General features: G+C 44.7%; 17 protein-coding genes and 1 pseudogene. 13 read left to right on the forward strand and 5 right to left on the reverse strand.

The annotated features are described in order from the left end of the window. From HAT2_RS03790 to HAT2_RS00030, 3 genes and pseudogenes are all read left to right on the forward strand, one after another. Positions 1–597: pseudogene (locus HAT2_RS03790) on the forward strand (glutamate--tRNA ligase); the annotation flags it as partial. Further along, the gene (locus HAT2_RS00025; RefSeq protein WP_114544008.1) at positions 566–1471 is read left to right on the forward strand and encodes a ferredoxin reductase domain-containing protein; all 906 of its coding nucleotides are present in this window, start codon (positions 566–568) and stop codon (positions 1469–1471) included. The pseudogene HAT2_RS03790 and the gene HAT2_RS00025, both read left to right, overlap by 32 nt. A gap of 2 nt (positions 1472–1473) precedes the next feature. After that, positions 1474–2490, forward strand: coding sequence for a KamA family radical SAM protein (locus HAT2_RS00030; protein WP_114544009.1), 1017 nt, complete (start codon positions 1474–1476; stop codon positions 2488–2490). Here the strand turns inward: HAT2_RS00030 and argS are convergent. Next, entirely contained in the window at positions 2473–4161 is a 1689-nt protein-coding gene (argS, locus tag HAT2_RS00035; protein ID WP_220253856.1) for an arginine--tRNA ligase, read from the reverse strand. The two genes, HAT2_RS00030 and argS, sit on opposite strands and share 18 nt — an antisense overlap. A gap of 138 nt (positions 4162–4299) precedes the next feature. Between argS and HAT2_RS00040 the strand changes: the two genes are divergently transcribed. The 9 genes from HAT2_RS00040 to HAT2_RS00080 all read left to right on the forward strand — a co-directional run bounded on the left by HAT2_RS00040 (position 4300) and on the right by HAT2_RS00080 (position 12301). Continuing rightward, the gene (locus HAT2_RS00040) at positions 4300–5046 is read left to right on the forward strand and encodes a DUF2709 domain-containing protein (RefSeq protein ID WP_114544024.1); all 747 of its coding nucleotides are present in this window, start codon (positions 4300–4302) and stop codon (positions 5044–5046) included. Then, positions 5043–5552 (forward strand): tRNA (adenosine(37)-N6)-threonylcarbamoyltransferase complex ATPase subunit type 1 TsaE, encoded by a 510-nt coding sequence (gene tsaE, locus HAT2_RS00045; RefSeq protein ID WP_114544011.1) that lies wholly within the window; start codon positions 5043–5045, stop codon positions 5550–5552. The genes HAT2_RS00040 and tsaE overlap by 4 nt, the downstream gene beginning before the upstream one ends. Beyond that, positions 5540–6163, forward strand: a complete 624-nt coding sequence (gene yihA, locus HAT2_RS00050) for a ribosome biogenesis GTP-binding protein YihA/YsxC (RefSeq protein ID WP_114544012.1) — start codon at positions 5540–5542, stop codon at positions 6161–6163. The genes tsaE and yihA overlap by 13 nt, the downstream gene beginning before the upstream one ends. Then, on the forward strand, positions 6150–6866 hold the full coding sequence (locus HAT2_RS00055) for a putative quorum-sensing-regulated virulence factor (RefSeq protein ID WP_181860253.1): 717 nt from the start codon (positions 6150–6152) through the stop codon (positions 6864–6866). The genes yihA and HAT2_RS00055 overlap by 14 nt, the downstream gene beginning before the upstream one ends. 17 nt (positions 6867–6883) lie before the next feature. Then, positions 6884–7540, forward strand: coding sequence for an HAD family hydrolase (locus HAT2_RS00060; protein ID WP_114544014.1), 657 nt, complete (start codon positions 6884–6886; stop codon positions 7538–7540). A 21-nt stretch (positions 7541–7561) separates the two neighbouring features. Beyond that, a complete protein-coding gene (locus HAT2_RS00065; protein WP_114544015.1) occupies positions 7562–8728 on the forward strand; it encodes a phosphoglycerate kinase in 1167 nt (388 codons plus the stop codon). A gap of 134 nt (positions 8729–8862) precedes the next feature. Next, positions 8863–10344: an Npt1/Npt2 family nucleotide transporter gene (locus HAT2_RS00070; protein WP_147267437.1), complete on the forward strand. Its 1482-nt coding sequence runs from the start codon at positions 8863–8865 to the stop codon at positions 10342–10344. Positions 10345–10405: 61 nt separating this feature from the next. After that, positions 10406–11953 carry an Npt1/Npt2 family nucleotide transporter gene (locus tag HAT2_RS00075; RefSeq protein WP_114544017.1) on the forward strand — a complete coding sequence of 516 codons (1548 nt, stop codon included), beginning with the start codon at positions 10406–10408 and terminating at the stop codon, positions 11951–11953. Positions 11954–11983: 30 nt separating this feature from the next. After that, positions 11984–12301 (forward strand): hypothetical protein, encoded by a 318-nt coding sequence (locus tag HAT2_RS00080; RefSeq protein ID WP_114544018.1) that lies wholly within the window; start codon positions 11984–11986, stop codon positions 12299–12301. Here HAT2_RS00080 and HAT2_RS00085 read toward each other — a convergent pair. The 4 genes from HAT2_RS00085 to HAT2_RS00100 form a co-directional block, all read right to left on the reverse strand. Further along, positions 12294–13793: a glucose-6-phosphate isomerase gene (locus tag HAT2_RS00085; protein WP_147267438.1), complete on the reverse strand. Its 1500-nt coding sequence runs from the start codon at positions 13791–13793 to the stop codon at positions 12294–12296. The two genes, HAT2_RS00080 and HAT2_RS00085, sit on opposite strands and share 8 nt — an antisense overlap. Before the next feature lie 16 nt (positions 13794–13809). Continuing rightward, positions 13810–14685 carry a hypothetical protein gene (locus tag HAT2_RS00090; RefSeq protein ID WP_114544020.1) on the reverse strand — a complete coding sequence of 292 codons (876 nt, stop codon included), beginning with the start codon at positions 14683–14685 and terminating at the stop codon, positions 13810–13812. A gap of 83 nt (positions 14686–14768) precedes the next feature. After that, positions 14769–15944, reverse strand: a complete 1176-nt coding sequence (locus tag HAT2_RS00095; RefSeq protein ID WP_147267439.1) for a hypothetical protein — start codon at positions 15942–15944, stop codon at positions 14769–14771. Positions 15945–16201: 257 nt separating this feature from the next. Beyond that, entirely contained in the window at positions 16202–17953 is a 1752-nt protein-coding gene (locus HAT2_RS00100; protein WP_147267440.1) for a hypothetical protein, read from the reverse strand. A 558-nt stretch (positions 17954–18511) separates the two neighbouring features. On the opposite strand from HAT2_RS00100, the gene HAT2_RS00105 reads away from it, so the two are divergent. Beyond that, positions 18512–19714, forward strand: a complete 1203-nt coding sequence (locus HAT2_RS00105; RefSeq protein WP_220253857.1) for a hypothetical protein — start codon at positions 18512–18514, stop codon at positions 19712–19714. Positions 19715–19733 lie beyond the last annotated feature (19 nt).

The following is a 19733-nucleotide window of genomic DNA, read 5'->3' on the forward strand; positions in this document are numbered from 1 at the left end:
TTTGACATACGTCGACTGAAATGGCTCAACCAGTGCTATCTGAAAGATCACTGTTCTGAAAAAGAGCTTCTTGAAGCTCTTCGAAGTTGGAAATGGAATGACGGGTTCGTATCTAAAATCCTTCCCCTCGCTCACTCTCGCATGAAGACGTTGTCAGATTTTTTCTCTTTGAGTGACTTTTTTTTCACAGAAGAGGTCCCTCTCACAAAAGAATTGCTCTGTCCACGAGACTTGCCCCCTCAAAAAGTAGCTCATATTCTCACGACTCTAATCTGGTCTTTAGAGGAGCAAAGGGATTGGACACGTTCAGGAATTGAAATGGCCTCCAAAAAACTGGCAGAAGAATGGGGATTGCATCACAAGAAGGATATCATGCCCATCCTGTTCGGGGCTGTCATGGGCCGAAAACACGGCTTGCCTCTGTTCGACTCGTTTGAGATCCTCGGGCTACACCAGGCTCGTGTCCGACTGATGCAAGCTATTCACTTTTTAGGGGGTATCTCGACAAAAGAAAACTCTCTTTTAAAGGTATTACGACAAGAAAGACGCTTAGGTGAATGGGATCATGCTTTCCAGTCATGTTCAACTCACCCTTAAAAAGCGGATCCTTCTATCAGGGGAAGGCTCATCTAAGCGAGTCTACCATTTGACCTTTACTTGTCAGCACGCTCTCGATTATCGCCCTGGTGACCATGTTGTTCTTTGCCCTCCAAACCCTCATGACCTCGTACAATCGTATCTGCAACAAGCAGGGAAAGTGACTGTTTCCTCTCAAGAATACGATTCTGTCCGCTGGGGAAGACTTAACTTGTCCTGTCGTGATTCGAATGCAAGGTACGGCTTTCGTAGAATGCAGAAACGTTATTACTCCATTGCCTCTACCCCCAAAATCAACTCCCACTGCTTAGAGCTTCTTATTCGCCATATTGGCGCTTGTCCTGGAGAACCTGTTGGAGTAGCTAGCAGCTATTTGTGCCAAGAAATACAACCTGGAGAGTGTATGAACGCCTCTCTCGCTCCTTCTGTTTTTCACGAACCCGACTCTTCCCCTGCTACGATCTTCATTGCTAACGGTGTCGGCATAGCCTCTTTTCATGGGCTTATCCTTGATCGAGCAGAAGAGCAAAAAGAGACATGGCTGCTTTTTGGAGATCGGGATGAGACGCAAGACTTCCTCTACCAAAAGACTTGGGAGCAACTGTCTTCTTCTTCTCCCTTTAAGATTTCAACGGCTTTTTCAAGAAAGAGCTTGTTCCGTACAAAACGCCTTCCTAAACTTCTCGAAGAGGAGCGTTCCCTTTTATGGGAATGGATTAAGTCAAAACAATGTTCCATCTTCATTGCAGGGTCTCTTGCAATGGGTCAGTCCGTCTTAAATACCTTGAAAGAAATCGTACAAACCTCAGGACAAGATCCACAATGGATAAGTCGATCCATTGCCTCTGGTCTCCTTCGACACGAACTCTATTGATGATGTCTGAAAAGATTCGCCCTCTTTGGAAACGCTTACAACAGAAAAACATTCGCACAATAGAAGAACTGGCTCAATTTCTTGAATTGACTCCGGAGCAGTGCCTAAAGGTCCATTCGCATAAGCGTTTTCCTCTTAATCTCCCTCTTCGACTAGCAAAAAACATGCAAAAGGGCAACCTAGATGACCCGCTCTTGTTACAGTTTCTGCCCACCCTAGAAGAGGAAAAGACCATTCCTGGCTTCTCTACGGATCCTCTACAAGAAAAATCGTTTCAAAAGACACCCAAGCTTCTACACAAATACAATGGGCGTGTTCTACTGCTTCTCACCGGAACATGCGCTATGCATTGTCGGTACTGTTTCAGAAACCACTTCGACTACGTTCCTCTTGGGCAAGGCCTATTTAGAGAACTGGAATACATCCGCCAAGATTCTTCTATCGAAGAAGTGATTTTGAGCGGAGGTGATCCCCTTTCTCTATCCGAGGCTTCTCTCCATACCGTTCTGGAGCAACTCGATTTGATCCCTCATATCCGTCGCATTCGTTTCCACTCTCGATTTCCTATTGGAATTCCAGAACGCATCCACGATGAATTTCTTGTCCTCTTACGTTTCTGGCAATCACGTTTTCAGTTCTGGTTTTTCTTACATATTAATCACCCGCACGAACTGGGAGATGATCTTTTTGAAGCTATTCGAGGAATACAACAGCTTGGTATTCCCGTAGGAACACAAACCGTTCTTTTGAGGAGAGTAAACGACTCTGTTGAGACCCTACACATTCTTTTTACCCAACTAGTCAATCATGGACTCTTGCCCTACTACCTCTTTCAACTCGATCCTGTGGCTGGATCAAGTCACTTCAATGTCCCGATTCACAAAGGACTCGAGATCATGGAAGAGCTCCAAAAGCTTTTGCCTGGATATGGAGTGCCCAAGTACGTGAGAGAAATTCCTCATAGGCCTCACAAGGAAATGATACTAAAAGATTCTCTTCCTTTACATACGATCCAATAAACCAATTCCCAAGAGCTCCAGAGACTTGCCCAAAACCTGTGCTGTTTTGGCACAGAGGGCAGATCTAGGCCTTTCTCGAGGAGAGCCCTCCACTCGACAGTCACGGAAAAAGGAATGAAATTGCTTAGCCAACTGATACGCGTACTCCGCCAAAAGATGCGGAGTTTTACACTGCAAAGCTCTTTCAACACTGTCTGGGAACTCTAACAGACAAAGAGCAAGAGCCCGCTCCTCTTCCCCTTCAAGATCGTCCAAGGAAGGGTGCTCTTCTTCCCTTTTAGTCCTTCTCAAAATACTCAAAGCACGGACACGAGCGTAAAAAAGGAAGGGAGCCGTCTTTCCCTCAAATTGCAACATCTTGTCATAAGAAAAACGGTAATCGTGGATACGATGATTGATCAGGTCCAAGAACTTAACCGAACCTATCCCCAAAATCTCAGCTGCTTTAGAAAAATCTGAATCTTCTCGGTCCCAGCCTTTTTCAACCAAAAGGTCACCAGCTCTTTGGATCGCTTCAGACAGTAAGCCAGTCAAAGGCTCTACGCTTCCACTTCTTGTTCTGAACTTTTTGCCATCTTCTCCCAAAACCAAACCGAAGGGGACATGGACAAAAGAAACAGAGGCAGGTAAATAGTTTACTTTTCGAGCAACAGATTCAAGTAACTGAAAATGGAGCTTCTGCCCTAAATCGGTCACGTAAACTAAAATGTCACCCTTCTCAACCTCAACACGGTAGCGGAGAGCCGCCAGGTCAGTCGTATCGTAGTTAAACCCTCCGTCCGATTTTTGGATCATATAGGGCATCTCATGCCCCTCTACAAAAATGCAAGAAGCTCCGTCCGACAGATCAACATGACCAGCCTCTCTCAGGTCTGCTACCATCTCTTGTAGCTGATCACAATAAAATGACTCCCCTCGAGAGATTAAATTTTCAATGCCCAACAAAGAATAGATTTTACTGTAGCTCTCCTCGGATAAGTCACAAAGCCGTTTCCAAGTTGTCCAAGCCGCCTTTTCCCCTTTTTGAAGAGAGACAACCTGTTGGTGCGCTCTCTTTTTGAAAGAAGGATCTGCATCAAACTGCTGTTTAGCCTGTCGATATATAGAACAGACTTGTGTCAAATCCAAGTCATGTAAAGGGATAGGATGATCACATAAGAACGCCAAAATCATGCCAAATTGCGTTCCCCAATCACCCAAATGATTCAACTTTATGACTTCTGCGCCCAGAAACCGAAAGAGACGGGCTAGACACTCACCCAAAATAGTCGAGCGAAGGTGGCCTACGTGCATCTCTTTGGCTACATTAGGGCTCGAAAAATCGAGAAGAACTTTTTTGCTCTGAAAAAGTAGATTAGGTTCGAGTACCTTTCTTAGGCCTTCTACTAACCAACTTGAACGACATCTTATATTTAAAAAACCAGGTCCACTGACGGAGATCTCTTCTACAAAAGGAATCTGTCTTAATTCAGGGGCCAATTCTGCAGCAAAAACTGCAGGAGAGCGGTCCAAGAGCTTGGACCACTTCATGACATCGTTGCACTGAAAATCTCCCCCTGACTCGAGACGACAACGACTCAAGGCGGGGAGACCGATTTGACCTTCTAGCTCAGGACAGGCCTGAAGAACGGCAGAACGAACCGCACACGCTAAATCAACAGCAATACTCACGAAAAGAACCAATCACTAGCTTTGAGGACAGAAGAGGAGAGAAAAAGATCTCGCCGGGAAACTCAAACAGACGATACCCTGTTGAAGGGAATCAAAGTTTCTTTGCAAAAAACATTCATTACAACCCGGGGATTGTGCATGCCTTCAGGGAACGCCCTTTCGGCCGAGATGCTAAAAGAGTTGAAAAATTTCCTCAAGAAAAACAAGCGGACAGACCTCTTGAGCGTGTACCTGCGTTACGTCGAAAAATTGCACGACGTCAGACCCGTTCTTTTCCCTGGGACAAAAACGATCTACAAAAGTAGTGAAAGTGCCATTGAACTGCTTCAGCAGGAGAGCAAGGTCTGGCGCGAACCTGAGGTTAAGATTACCTACGAAAAGGGAAGTGTTAATTCAAAAACAAAAAAGATTTATGTTTGCCCTTACAGTGGAAAAGTTTTTGGAGATAATACGCACCCCAACCCACAAGACGCTATTTATGATTGGGTGGCTAAGTGCCCACAAAATTCAGATCGTGTAGGTGGAGTCCGTGCCAAACGTTTCTTTGTATCGGACGATCCGGAGGTTATCAAGGGGTACATCACGCCCAATAAGCGCTCGATCGTGAAAAAAGTTTTTTCTAGTCAAACCAATAACAAGCTGTACCACTCACTTGAGACCCTTCTGGAAGAATTCAAGAATAGCTATCTCAAGCCGATCTCTTTATTCGAAGTGCAAAATCAGACGAGGTTTACCATCCACGCCGATTTGATGACCTTCTTACAAGCCCACATTAGCGAGCAGGCTGTTTCTGACTTTGTAGAGGCTTTAGCTGAAGATCCGGAGCTCAAGAGTTTCGTCTCCCTTTGGATAGAAGAAGAGCAAGAAGGCCAGGAAAAAGAGTGAGCCTGCTACCTGGCTTCTTTCAGGAGTTATCTACAACTCTTTCCGTGACGTCACTAAGCCCTTCCTCCGTCATATGCTGCTTCGAGCTACAGCAGCTTACTGATTTAACGTCCCTTTTTCTAAGCTATCTCCCTGAAAAATGGAATTCTCCTTTCTGGATCCTCCTGGTAGGAGACATGGGGAGCGGGAAAACGACATTTGTCCGATCCCTGGCAGCACACGTAGGCGTTGAGACTGCACACAGCCCTACCTTTACCTTGCTTAATTTGCACGAAACATCAAGAGGAACTCTTTTTCACTTTGATCTCTTTCGTCTGCAAAAACGGCAAGAACGAACAGACTCCCTGGAAGAATTCTTGTTCTCCCCAGGACTAAAATGTGTAGAATGGCCGACCACAGACCTCTTACAGCAATTGAAACAGGAAGCGACTGTCCTGCATTGGTCTGTTGTCAATGCTAGTGTCCGCTCTCTTCGAATTGATACAGCTCAGATATGTACAACTTGAGTTCCCTATTTGGCGAGATTAGAAAGGTCTGTGACACCCTCTCTCCTCTAGAGGACGAGCGGCTGACACGGCATTTGAAAAAACCGAAAATTGTCCTTTTAGGACGCTCTAACGTGGGCAAATCGACCCTGCTCAACCGGCTATGTGGACAGCAACTTGTACGCTCATCAAAAACTCCTGGTAGTTCTCAAGCCTTTTCGGTTTTTACTTTGGGCCATTCTACCCTCTTGATCGATACCCCAGGATACGGTTTCACTAAAGCTCCTCTAAAGCAGAAAGAAAAATGGACACGCGCGTGGAATCGCTATCTTGATACGGACGATCCCACTCGTATTTTCTTACTGCTGATCGATAGTAAAGTGGGACCCAAGGAGCAAGATCTGGCCTCTTTGCACTGGCTTCAAGCCAAACAAATTCCCTTTCTCTTGGCTTTAACAAAATGTGATCGATCGACACAACGAGAGAGGAAACAATGGGACACAATCTGGCTTTCCTTGGATATTCCCAAGGCATCTATTCTGCCTTGCAGCATCAAGGATGCTTCTTCTTGGAAACGTCTTCGGCAAGCAATTGGACAAACCCTTTCCGAGGTGCTGCATGCAACGCATTGAAGAAACGACCTTTGTTTGCATTGACTGTGAGGCAACCGGCCTAAACCTAGAACAAGATCGCATCATTGAAATCGCCTTAGCAGTCTTCAAAAACGGACAAATAGAAGAAGAGTACACGACACTTCTTGACCCTGGGTGCCCTATCCCTTCAGCTTCTGAAAAAATTCACCTCATTCGAAATGAAATGGTTAAGGGGCAACCCATCTTTCTTGAGGTAGCTCCCCAGATTTTCTCTCTTCTTGAGCGAGGTGCCGTAGTAGGACACTCTATCTCTTTCGATTTAGAGCTGATTCGGAAAGAAGCAGAACGCTCCGGATTAGATTGGCAAGGGACACCTTTGCTTATCGACACATTACGCCTTGCCCGATCCTACGGAAAGTGTCCACTTCTATCCTTGGATGCTCTTTGCCAACATTTTGGTATACCACTAGAATGCCACCATCGAGCTATGAGTGACGTTCGTAGCACAATCTCTTTATTTCAACGTTTAGTTCAAGGCTTCACTTACCTGGAAACAGTCCAAACTCTCCTAGATAAGCCCATTGAAATGAAATTCATGCCTCTTGGAGAATATCGGGGCTTTGCGATTCGCCAGTTGCCCCTCTCTTATCTCAAATGGGCAACTAAAAAAAAATTTGATCTTGATCTGCATTACTCTTTATCAAAGGAATTGCAACGAAGACGAAACGACGTCAGAAATTAAGATCATTAGGAAGAAACATGGCGCCTCTTCACTCAGCAGAAATCCAACTCTGCATCTTTGACCTGGATGGTACTTTGGTCAATACCGAACGATCAACAAAACGATCCTGGAACCAAGCACTTCTCGAGCTTGGCTGTGATCCTAAACTCTATCCTATTGATCCGATTGTAGGACTTTCTACTGACCAATGGGAACACGTTCTTCCCAAAATTTATGGAGCCTCCTTCCCCTTTGAAGCTTTTTTTGAAGCCTTCAAGCGTATGAGCGTCGACGAAGATCTAACAGAAATAAAAATCATGCCCGGAGCAAGAGAGTTGCTCATTCAATTAAAAGGCAAAGGAAAGGCATGTGGAATTGCCACATCTAACTTGAGAAATGTGGCCATGGCTATCTTAGAATACATGAATTTGCTTTCTTTTTTTTCTTTTGTCTGTACACGTGATGACGTTGTACATGCCAAACCTGACCCTTCTCTTTACCAACTTGCCCTCGAAAAAGGAGAGTCCAGTCCTGATCAGGCTTATGCCCTAGAGGACTCTTTTGTTGGCTGTCTCGCGGCCCAAAGTGCTGGTTTACGCTCGATCTTAGTCCCGACAGTTCCCTTGACCGATGCACAAAAAGCCCAGCTTCACTCCTGTGAGTACCACACCTCCTTGCTGGAGTTATTAAGTTAAACAGTCCTCCAAGGTGTCGTCATGCCTCCTCAATTCGATCTTCTCCCCTACTCCTCGCTTAACTGGAAAGGGAGACGCATTCTCATGCGTGTGGATTGTAATGTGCCCTTTTCCGCAAATGGGGACATTTCCAACGATTTTCGTCTTCGCGCACTTTTGCCCTCTCTTCGTTTTTTCCTCGAAAATCACTGTTCCCTTGTCTTAATCAGCCACCTCGCTCTCAAGGAAGGTGCTCAGCTTAAGAAATGTGCCGATCGACTACAGGAGGAGCTTGACTTACCTGTTGTCTTCGTGCCACACAGGGATAGCCTGGAAGAACAACTGCAGACCGTTCCCCAAGCACCTCTTGTCCTCTTGGACAATTTAAGGCTGCATCCTGGGGAGGAAAAGAACGATCTGCTTTTCGCTAAGTCCTTAAGCTGTCTCGGGGATCTCTTTCTCAACGAGGCGCTGAGTTGTTCCCATCGAAAACACGCCTCTATCGTCTCTCTCCCTACCTACTTTGTCGGTTGTTGTGGAATCGGACCTCTCTTTTTGAAAGAACTAGAATCTCTTCACTGTCTGAAAGAGTCTCCGCTACGACCACGTTGTGCCATAGTGGGAGGAGCCAAACTTAAAACGAAGATTCCATTGATCAAAAGCCTGAAAGAGTGGGCAGACGAGATCATTTTGGTCGGGCAAACTGCGAATGCCTTCTTGCATATTCTACATAATACGTCTTCTCTCTCTGAGGAAGATGCCCCTCTCCTGAATGACGTTTTATCTATTATTGAAGGTTTCCCTAGTCTCATTCTCCCTGTAGATGGAATAGTTCAAGAAGGAGATGCTCTTAAAATAGTACAAGCCTCTCAAATCGGACCAACTGATAACTTTCTCGATCTTGGCCCGCAGTCTATCACGATAATTCAAAATCGATTGAAGGACCAAAAGACTATCTTTTGGAACGGACCAGCAGGACAGTTTGAACAAAAAGAGTTTTCCAAGGGGACATTAGAGATAGCGCGTTGCCTAGCCAACACACAAGCCCAGACCTTTATCGCTGGCGGGGATACAATTTTTGCAGCACATAAAGCAGGAGTAGCCAATAAAATTGAACACTTCCTTAGCGGTGGAGGAGCGAGCCTTACCTTTTTTCAAGAAGGCTCTCTCCCAGGGATTCGAGCTTTGGAAATGTGTATTGGAGAGTAGTGTTCCTTGGAGAAAATGTCCACTCCGTTTAGAATCTGCAACCCCACTTGAGAGAAGCACCTTGGAAAAGATATGTTAATCAATGTTGGGATTTATCCTTTTCTTCTGGGGTCCCCCCTGGGTTTTTAGTCTCCATGGTTGACAGAAAGTTTGGAAAATTTCGGTCTATCTTTTGGCCAATACACCGCCGAGAGTTAGTTCCTGTTCTGGGTCTGATGGCCGTTTTCTTTTTTGCGGCTTTCAGCTACCACCTCTTGAGGCAAATCAAGGACAACCTCATTCTTGATACCACAAAAGGGGGGATGGAGGTTGTCCCTTTCATCAAGGGATGGATTCTTTTCCCCCTTTCGTTTCTTGCTGTTTATCTGATCTCTGCTTCAGAAAGGTGGCTTGAGGAGAAGACAACGCTAATGCTCTCGCTCGGCTCTTTTTTGGGGTATTTTCTCTTTTTTTTCCTTTGGATTTATCCCAACAGAGCGAGCTTAAACTGCCATTTTCTAGCTGATTTTCTGGAAGGCTTTCATTTTTCGGGACTGAACGGCATGATCCTTATGATCCGACATTGGCATGTCTCAGTCTTCTACGTGATTGCGGAACTGTGGGGATCTTTAGTGATTCAAGTCACTCTTTGGGGGTTTGTGAACGATATGGTCCCCATAAGTGACGCCAAGCGGATCTATGTTCCCTTAAACTTTGCTCTCAGCATCTCGGGAGTATTAGCCAGTTCCCTAAGCGTCCACTTTCTTTTCAACCAAAATGTTTCTTTTCCTTGTCTAGGAACAACTCGTTGGGAACAAGGTTTTAAGCTAGCCCTTGTTTCCGTCTTAATCAGTGGTTTCATTTCTTTAATTCTTATCAAAACTTTGCCTCTTTCTTACTGGAAAAAGCGGACAGAGCGCAAAGAGGGGGATCCTCTTTCTTTTTCCCAACATTTTCTGCAAGTTTTGACTCGACCTTACACCTTGTATCTTGCCATGAGTGTTTTTTCCTTTAATATCTTGTCAAGCACGCTTGAACTTTTCTGGAAGGAACATATTCGTGAGCTGCATGATGTCTCAAGCGGTGCCTTTTCCCTTCATGTCTCGCAAGTCATGACGTGGATGGCATTCTTTACAACCCTATCGTGCTTTGCCTTCTCTAATGAAGTGATCCGCTTTCTACCCTGGAACATCAGTTTTCTTCTTACTCCCCTTGTTGTGTCCCTCACTGTATTCGTTTTCTTTTTCTCGGCCACCTTTCCAAAGATCATCAGCCCTGCTGCTCAAATGGTTAAAATGTCCCCGCTACAATTAACTGTTTTAACAGGTGATGTCGCCATTTGTATTTCTAGAATTTTCAGATACGTTCTGTTTGACCTGATTAAGGAGCTCAGTTATCTCCCCTTAGGCAAAGAGGAACGTATTCAAGCTAAGACATTTATTGATGGCCTCGTCTCGAGAGCGGGAAGAATTACCTCTTCTGTATTAAGTATTTCGCTCATGAGCTTAGGCGGGAACTTAATCGATAGTATTCTCTTCATGCACCTCCTCTGTACAGGCATCTCGGTTGCTTGGATTGGTGTCACATCGCGTCTGAGCACCCTTTTTATTCATCAGGAAAAGGGGGCAAAAAAGTGACAAAAAAAGAAGTACACCTCTAAAATCGGGGGGATTTCGCTCTTTTTGGAGCTAAAACGTTTTGTTTTGGAAGTTTGCCAGTATAGCCTGTCTAGTCTGTGTTGTGTCGATTAGCTCGTATGGTCGACGTGCCTTAAAATGGCTAAGATTAAGATTTTGGCCTATCCAAAGGGAGGAAGTCGGAATTGTTCTTCCCTTGCTCGGTGTGCTTTTCCTGATCGCTTTTAATTACTATGCTTTAAAGAGCGTCAAGGACACACTTGTCATTACTTCGGCGGGAGCGACAGCCATCCCCTTTATCAAAACTTGGGCTCTCCTGCCTATCACCTGTCTTTCTTCCTATCTTTTTGCTCTTTTATCTATTCGAACCGGCTCTCGTCGTGCTTTTCTTATTATTCTCTCTTCTTTTCTAGGGTTTTATTCTCTTTTCACTTTTATTCTCTATCCCTATCGAAAGGCGCTGCTTTTCCACGGACTTGCAAACTGGCTTGAACCTCTTCTTCCGGAAGGTTTTCAGGCTATCCCCATCCTCATTCGCCATTGGACCTTTACACTTTTCTATCTGATTAGTGAGTTGTGGAGTGTCATTATCTTGAATGTTTGCTTTTGGGGATTCTTGAACGAAGTGGTTTCCGTCGATCAAGCGAAACGTCTTTATCCTATTTTGAGAACAGGACTGAATACAGCAGGAATCTTGTCAGGGCATATTGGACTACACTTTGCACGAGCACCCTATAACCCTTGTTTCCCGATGGGAGAAACGGCCTGGGACCAAGCTTTGATTAAGACATTATTGGTCGTTCTACTTGCTGGACTAGGAATCTTTGCCCTGTTTCTCTATATCTCTTCAAAGATAGAAACAGTGAAGTGTCAAGCGCAAGAAGTCACTCCCAAGATCTCGCTCTGGAAAGAGGGACATCTTTTAGTCACTAGTCGTACTATACTTTGCTTAAGTTGTATTACTTTTGCCTTCAACTTTCTCTTGAATACAACGGAAATGTTACTGAGCACTCAAGTCTACAAGCTGTTTTCTGACCCGATTAATTTTTCTTCTTATATGCATCGTTTGGCCATCATCACAAGTGTTATTGCCTCCCTCTCTTCCTTTTTTCTCTCTGGGAACTTATTGAGAAATTTAAGCTGGTTTTCAACAGCTTTAATCACGCCTTGTATTTCCCTAATCACCTCTTTCTTCTTTTTTCTTTTTCTCTTCTTTCCTGAGCAAACAGCACACTCAACAGCTTGGTTTGGCCTCTCTCCTCTCGAAGCTACTGTCCTTTTTGGTACAGCCCAAAACTGTCTCGTGCGATCCTTCAAGTCTTCTCTTTTTGACATTAACAAAGATCTTGCCCTTATAGAGCTTGGTAAGAGCATGCGTGTACGTGGCAAAGCCGTCATAGACGGTATTGCAGCGCGAACAGGAAAGGCCTTTGCCTCTGTTTCGATCACTTTCTTATTGGGGCTTCTGGGCTCCATTGATGCTTGTACAGGACCCTTAGGTATTTTGAACTGCTTTGTGATAGGGAGTTGGTTCTCTGCGACCTATGTTCTGGACCGACACCGACTAGCTAAAGTAAAAAAGAAGGTTTCTAAATTGGAAAACGACTGATTTTACTTCACCAGAAAAACAAGAACCGCCATGTCTGGGTTCAGAGGAAATCCAACGGCTGGTCATCTTGTGGAAGAGAAACATCCTTTCTGGCAATTACGCGTTAGCCCTCTTGTCTCTTTTCGCTCTCTTTTGGTGTTGAAACAGCGCACGGTTGCACGCCTGGTGCACACGGTGTTCCGGCAGTTTTCTCCTCATTATCCCCTGCTGCTAAGCAAGAAAAGACCTATTCAAGCTAAACATCGAACCAATCGAAACATCCCCCTCGCTCTGCCCTATAGAGAAGATGATACAGACCGTTGGAATGATTTTCTGGTTCGAGTCTTCCAATGGTGGAGGTTCACTTAGAAAAAAAATTTCTACTCCAAAATTGCTCTAGAGCACTGCTTTCGGAAAGAAGCTGAGAAGCCAATTCTTTGCCAAATTGAACCCCTTCTTGATCAAAAGAGTTAATTTGCCAAAGCTTGCCTTGAAAGAGGACACGATTCTCATAAAGAGACCAGAGTGCCCCTAGATTTTCAAATGACATCTCCTCACCTAGAAGAAGAGTAGAAGGACGGTTGCCCGAAAAGCAACGATTAGGATTAGCGTGAGGACGTCCCTTTGCCAGAGCAAGAGCTTGTCCAAAAAGATTAGCGAGAAGAAGTCTCTCGGAAGACTGTTTCATCCCTCGAAAGCAAATGAATTCAACAGGAGCTTCATCAGTAGACTGATGAAGCCACTGACCAAAAGAGTGTTGAAAATTAGTCCCTGGCTCACCCCAAATAAGGGGAGCAGTTCCGTAGGGAAGAAAATGTCCAGAACAATCGACCGACTTTCCGTTCGATTCCATCTCTAGCTGCTGGAGGTGAGCTGGAAAACGCCTCAGTCCATACGAGTAAGGCAAGATGGCCTTGGAAGGCAAGTTCAAAACATTACGATGCCATATTCCGAGGAGGGCCATCCAAAGAGGAATATTACAACCTCGTTCTGACAAAGCAGCTACTTCATCCATCGCCCCCGCACCAGACAAAAATCGTATAAAAACAGACATGCCAAAGGCAAAAGCAATGACCAAAGCTCCAGGCGCTGCAGAGGCACAAAAACGACCTCCAATGGCTTCATCAAAATAAAAACAGTGCCTAAAACGATTGGGATCGTCTAGGGGACTTCCTTTGACAGTCACCGAAATAAAATGATCCTTTGGAGGCAGATGTTGTTCTGTAAAAAGGGCTCTTAAACTCAAATCATTTTCGAGGACCTCAACAGTCTTACCCGACTTAGAAATGACTGCTACACAAGTATGACGAAGATCAAGTTCCCGAAGAACATCTTGAACCTCTCTCGGGTCACAGGAAGAAAGGAAACGTACCTTTCGTAAAGGAGCAGAACAAGAAGAACAAGCCAGATACAAAGCCTCAAGACCCAAATGGGAGCCACCAATACCGATGACGACTAAATACAACCAGGAAATATCTTCTACAAACTGTGCAATACGTTCCCGCTGTTCCATAGCTTCTAAACGAACCTTTTCCACAGAAGATTGTTCTGCGGTCAAAAAGGAACGCATAGCTAAATGGAGCACTGACCGATTCTCGGAGGGGAGATTTTGAAGAGAATTCACCTTCTCCCCGTTCTTGACACGCTGAAAAAAAGAAAAGAGATCAAAGCGCTCTGCTAAAGACCACAGAGCCTCACAAATCTTTTCATCGACATGTGTCAATCCAAACAGCAAAGTCCACCCCAATGCTTTGCAATGGAAACATTGCAAACGCTCTGTCAGATCGGCTTGCCGCAAATCCACGCGAGGTATCTTACGTAATTGTAAAAAAGCTTCTTGAGCGAGGAACGGATCCTCCATCTTCACCTCACCTGAATTAGACACGCCTTTGGTTCAAAAACATTCCACCATCTGGCGAGTCCTTTTTCTCCTTTTCTCTTCTTTTCTGCTCCTCATCTGGAACGAGACCTAAACGGTTTGTCACGCGAGAAACACGATCGACTTTTCCATAAAGATGCATTTGTCCACGCACCTTTGGATCAGGAATCATCTTTTCATAAATAGAATTAACGAAACCTTCAATACGAGTCTGAAGATCTTTATACCCTTCGTCATTCTCAATACTCTTCATCAAGCCTTCAAGATTTTTCTCAAAGTCTGGACTGGAAGCATCTAAGCCGTTTGTCCCACCCTCGGTCATCTTATCACGATACGCTTGAATCGCCTCGTTTTGACCCTGAATCTTTACGGCCATCTCATCAAAAAGCTGATTGACCCCCTGAACAATTTCCCCTTGCAACTCTTCTGGAGAAAAATCCGCTGATTCAGGAGCCGATTCCATGACTTTGCCAAAATAATCGGCAAACATAGTCTTTTGTGAATCAATGACATCTTGCAGCTGGGGCATCTTCTCTCGGTCAAGAGAAGCCATGGCCTCCTTGAACTCATCCTTCTTGGAATAGGACGAAATCTTTGCTGTAAGCTTTTGAGCAGCCTTGTAAACGTTAGAAAAGTCACTTCCTTTCGAAGAGGCTTTGAGCACTTCCTTCAGCTCATTATCACTTCCTAACTCACCTAACAATTTTTTGAGCGAGCCAATCGATTTCTCATCCGCACCGCTTTGACTCAAGAAATTATTGAGTAAAGCATCAAAAGCATCAGGGAGCTCAGGACGCTCTTGCTTTTTCTCTTCAGGCTCTTTCTCCCGAAATCGCTTGTAAGGATTGCCACCAAACTCGTTAAAGTTGTCCATTTTTCGCTCCGAGGGTGTTTAACTTAATTGTTATTGTAAACAAGCTTCAGAACAAGGGGCAAGTTAACGATTCTGAAGGCGAATCATGCTTTTAGAGCCCTTAACCATTCTCCGTTCTTGATGATCTCCTCTACCTGTGCTCGAGCACAAGCTGCCTGATAAAGAGAAACAGGACGAGAACGTAGGCACCAAATCAACAAAACAGATTGACCTGCCGTCTCTACTTCTCCTTGAAAAACAGCATGCCCAGAAACAAGTTGAGCTAAGGTAGTGAGATCGAGAGGCTTTTGGGCCATACAACAACTCGAGAGAAAACCGTTAGCCAAAATAAGCAGCTCAATCCACCACTTCATCTTTGAAACGAAACGACAAGCCAATTGGTTGATCGTACATCTCAATCGCTCACAGGCAATCGACATATCCTTCGGAACAGATGCCTCTTGAAGGGCTTCAAATAAGACCGTCTTCAAGAGAACGGTCACAATATGCTCCCATTCACAGTAACCTAGCGTCTGAAAGTGCATCTGCGGCAAGATGTCACTGACAACACCTATAACAAAATCTTTTAATTTTTCATCAGATAAGTCGACAGCAACCTGTTTTTGTAGATAATCCCCGGTTTTACCGTCCCGGAGATACCAAACTCGCAAATGGATGCCCTCTCTTAGACGAACGATATGTAAACGATTGAGCAAAATGGTTTCCGGAGAGAAAAGACATTCTGAGAGAAGAAGTTCCTTCCTCGACCATCCCATGGGATGCGTTCTCTTATCGAATAAATCCCAACGTAGTCGATGGCACTCCTCTGGGGGCAGCAGGTCCAAACTGACTAGATATTCAATATCCCTAGATAGAAGAAAACCATCGAGATGACACAGCATCTTCTCTCGACTCATCCTCCGATTATGATGGACTGAATCATGCACAAAAGACCAAAACGTCATTCTGCCCTTGATCCAAGGGAGAAGGCCCATGACCTCAATAGATTCTTCCAAATGGCCTAAGAGGTAGCGAACGATTCTTTCTTTGCGATCAAAAAAGCATTGCGAAGACAGCTCATCAGAAAAGCGCTGATAGAAATATTGATGAAGAGCCTTCATAATCCACTTTGAATTGCACTCCCCCATAAATTGCCTGGAAAAATCACGAGCACAATGGTCCAAAAGGTCTTCCAAAACCGTTCTCTGACAAGCCGCATCGAAACTAATTCGAAAACTTCCGTCCGTATATGTTTCCATTTTCAACAGAGCAGACGACACTCTCTTTGACTCCAAAGCATTGTTTCCCTTAAGGCTTAAGGCAGAGATGCGAACAGTCCTCTATACAAAACCTGCACGACAGACAAGTCGCCCGAGTGTTCTCAGTTGGACAAGGGGATAAAAGGTCTCATTGAGAAATCGAATCACTTCGATTCGTCTCGATCTAAGAATTCAAAAGGGAAAATCCCCACAAGCCCAAATTAGAGGAGCCGCTCCTAATGTGACAATAAAAATTCTTTGAAAAGAACGCTTCTTATCTAGTTTGCAAAAAAAGGGGCTCCATTTTTGTTACATTGGATCATAGTCTGGCTCGGAAGAGCCAACTGAACCATGTCTTCCTTAATTTCATTCCCATAGAGCAGACGCCCTAGCCTATAGTAGGAAAGGAGAGCCTCCCAGGCCAAGGATCCCGGGAAATGTCCTATCCAATCGGAAAGAAGAGACGTCAACCTTGGAGACGTCTCCTCATGTAGACTGGGCTCCTCCAAACAAAATCGCATACTTTCAAAATGACTGTCCTGAAAGAAAAGAATCAAAGCTTCGACCAAGGAATGCATAACAGAAATGACACGAGAGCGCCCATCCAATGGTCCGAAGGCAAAGGGATCTCTGGCCTGAAAAGGCAAAGATCGAATGGCTCGAGTCAAGCGCATCGTGTCGGACAAAAGTTGGGCTCTAAAAGACTCTTTTCCATGGAAGATGCCATACCCAAGAGCCAGATACAGAATCCCTTGGCAAAGCTGAGGAGACATTTTTCCATCTGGAACCGGAGATTGCTCAGCAAAGTCACGAATAGCACACGCCAAATGCATCATGGGATCCAAGGAAAGAATCATTTCCTTAACCCAAATATGCATAAGCCAATCTGCTTCAATATCCCCTGGTAAATGAGAAGAAAGAAGAAAGAAGAGAATCCCGTATTCTGTTTTCTCAATGTGCGATAGCTCCCCATCTGCCCAAAAACGCACTTGGAGAAGATAAACAAACAGGCTATAGGCAAGTTGCCGGCCTTTGAGGGATTGATTCGAACGTCCTAGACGTTCTTCGATAAAGTAAACTAGAGAAGCCTTAGAAGAATCCTTTTGGACGGCTTCACGGGAAAGGTGTTCCTTAATCCAAACACTCAAATCAAGAAGAAATTGACTGACATGAGTGGCCTGTCTCCTCATCCAAGGACGAATCTGACTTTCTGCAACTTGCTGAAGAAGCTGTTTAGAAATTTTTAAAAATCGACCTTCCGATCGTTTTCTCAGTCGAGATTCAATTTCCTCCTCAACCAAGGCTTGGAAGAGACAGAGAGTCCCGTGTGTCAACTCCTCAACAGACCAAGAGATTTTCAAACTGCGCAGAAGACTAGATGTAATATGGAGAAAAAAGGTGCGTACAACGGGGTCGCCATGCTTGAGCTTAATTTCACAAGACTCAGCACACAAAAACACATCCTCTTCGAGGTCATCAAGCCAGAGAAGTTCACGGATCGGAACGAAAGAGGAGACATTGACCACAAAGGTCTGCACACTTTGATCAAGGGCTTGAAACGAAAGGGTCTTTTCCTCAAAAAAGACAGCCCCCAAGTGAGAACAAACTCGATCTAAAATCTTTCTAGCGAGACTACGCACAATGGTAGGAGTCCGCATGTCAAACTGTTTGGCTAACTGGGCCTGAATAACATCAAAAAGCTGTCGCGTATTGAGCCCCCCTGCTCTAGCCTTTGAAGCGTAATTGCGGAACCAGTTCAAGGTGAAAAGTGATACAGCAGAGATAGGAACTTGAATCGATGTTTTTAAAGCCGTGACGACCTCTTCACGCAGAGGGGCCATTCGAGAGAAACTCTCTTTCCAGATTTCGTGAAGATGTGGCGTACTCGATTGGACAAGGCCCCTTAAAGGGTTTCTTTCTTCTTCCGGAAAAAAAACTGGCTCATTTTCTACAAATTCAAAAGGATCTTCCTCTCCCTTTTTCCTACGATGCAACTGACTTAAAAAAAGATGATGCAGTACCCGCTTCACGGGAGGACACCTACCCTTTGCAGCAATTCCTATCACCTTACGGGTCAAGGAAAAGGGCAAAGTCTTCCCCTGTCTCATTAGAAAAAAAAGCTTGCGTACCACCCTAGGGTTTACATGCTTATTCTCCGCTCTTCCCTGTACAGTCACCTGACGGAAAAACAAAGAAGGCCCAGTATCAGCTCGTGATCTCTTCCTCATAAAAGTCGCCCAAAGAATCAACCCAGTACGGAAGAATGGTTTGCAATTCGACAGATACGGTAACGGTTAGGTTTTCCAGGTCATTGCAATAAATCTTAAGGCGAAAGGCGTAACCGCGTTACACAGAAACAACGCACGTCACGCCTTGGATTCCAGCAGCAAAATTGTTCTGCCCATACAAATAACTCCTCTGGGTCCATGCTAATTAAATAAAAAATGTTTTGCAATCTCACCAAAGGCCCAAGCTGCTCAAAACTTAGCACTCTACTATCAAATCTGCTAAATTTTAGATTGTTCTAGAATTCCACTTCTCCTATCCTAGGACTGAAGTGGTTGATCAATATGAGATCAAAGGTTTCTATGCCCAGAGCCGACTCGTATCGAATTCCTGTTATCTCTAATCGGCATTTTGCTTTTCAAAGAGGCAAAAAGCGGCATGATCGAGCTATGCTTGTTCTCTTGGGCCTGACTGAACTGTACTTGAAGGACGGTCAACCCATTGGCTCTAATCGGCTGAAAGAGCTTCTTTTCCCTGAGATGAGTGCATCGACCCTGCGCAACTATTGTGCTGATCTTGAGTCTTTGGGCTTTCTGAAACAGCAACATGCTTCTGGAGGACGCTTTCCCACGAATCAGGGGCTTTCGGTCTATGCCAAAGAGATTCTTCAGAACCTGGGGACCAGTTTTTCACTCGATCTCTTCCCCTTGGAAGAGCAAAAATTGATCCAAGGGTTTCAGAAAGCTTTAGAGGGGGAACTGACAGCGGAATTAAACCAGGAATCTCTTTGGGGCATTGTTCCCTGGATTGAAAGAGCTATGCACGAAATGGTCAAGATTACAGGTTGTGCCATTGCCCTATCTATTCCCAGGTTCGACCAAGATTTCATTACAGACATTCGTCTTGTTCAGATTGATGCCAGGCGTCTTTCGGTTATCGTGATCACCTATTTTGGGTTTATTCGCCACGAGATGATTGTCTTAGAAGAGGCTCTTCCTGAGAACTGGGTAGCCATCGAGAGTTACTTGCGGTCTAAGATTCATTCCTTGCAATCCGAGAGCGTTCTAAAGCCAGAGTGGGAACATTTGGCTAAATTCTTATACGAAGAAATTTCGGTTCGCTTTCTTTTGAGCAAAAGTCGCTGCTCGAAGGGAACCATTTTACACTTTGGGCTGTCTCAGCTCATTTGCAAAGCTGATTTCTGTGAAACGAACACCCTAGCCAGTGCTTTCAACCTTTTTGAAGAAGGGGGCAAGTTACGAGATATTTTGACTTATGCTCAGGCAAGAAGCTCTATTTCTCTTTGGATTGGAGAACAGTTAACTGAGCTCTGCCCTAAAACGACAGGTTGTGCCTTAGTGACGATTCCTTACAAATTAGGACAGGTTCAGGTAGGAGCTGTTGCTCTTTTGGGCCCTGTTCTTTTGCGCTATCGGTTAGCCTTTGGCCTTTTAATGACCTTCAAGGCCGCTATGGAGCATGTTCTCCTGCGTTACGTTTACCGTTATAACCTAGATTTAAAACCTTACCCTATCTCTCACAATAGACTCGGACATTTACCCTAACAGGGTTCATCTTAAATCG

Origin of the sequence: Candidatus Similichlamydia laticola (assembly GCF_003339615.1) — a bacterium.
In the GTDB taxonomy this organism is placed as follows: domain Bacteria; phylum Chlamydiota; class Chlamydiia; order Chlamydiales; family Parilichlamydiaceae; genus Similichlamydia; species Similichlamydia laticola.

Coding starts and splice junctions, on each gene's coding strand:
- HAT2_RS00085 (WP_147267438.1), bottom strand. CDS start 13,793: ATGGAGGATCCGTTCCTCGCTCAAGAAGCTTTTTTACAATTACGTAAG.
- HAT2_RS00030 (WP_114544009.1), top strand. CDS start 1,474: ATGTCTGAAAAGATTCGCCCTCTTTGGAAACGCTTACAACAGAAAAAC.
- HAT2_RS00040 (WP_114544024.1), top strand. CDS start 4,300: ATGCCTTCAGGGAACGCCCTTTCGGCCGAGATGCTAAAAGAGTTGAAA.
- HAT2_RS00060 (WP_114544014.1), top strand. CDS start 6,884: ATGGCGCCTCTTCACTCAGCAGAAATCCAACTCTGCATCTTTGACCTG.
- HAT2_RS00070 (WP_147267437.1), top strand. CDS start 8,863: ATGGTTGACAGAAAGTTTGGAAAATTTCGGTCTATCTTTTGGCCAATA.
- HAT2_RS00105 (WP_220253857.1), top strand. CDS start 18,512: ATGCCCAGAGCCGACTCGTATCGAATTCCTGTTATCTCTAATCGGCAT.
- yihA (WP_114544012.1), top strand. CDS start 5,540: ATGTACAACTTGAGTTCCCTATTTGGCGAGATTAGAAAGGTCTGTGAC.
- HAT2_RS00025 (WP_114544008.1), top strand. CDS start 566: ATGCTTTCCAGTCATGTTCAACTCACCCTTAAAAAGCGGATCCTTCTA.
- HAT2_RS00090 (WP_114544020.1), bottom strand. CDS start 14,685: ATGGACAACTTTAACGAGTTTGGTGGCAATCCTTACAAGCGATTTCGG.
- HAT2_RS00080 (WP_114544018.1), top strand. CDS start 11,984: ATGTCTGGGTTCAGAGGAAATCCAACGGCTGGTCATCTTGTGGAAGAG.
- HAT2_RS00065 (WP_114544015.1), top strand. CDS start 7,562: ATGCCTCCTCAATTCGATCTTCTCCCCTACTCCTCGCTTAACTGGAAA.
- HAT2_RS00055 (WP_181860253.1), top strand. CDS start 6,150: ATGCAACGCATTGAAGAAACGACCTTTGTTTGCATTGACTGTGAGGCA.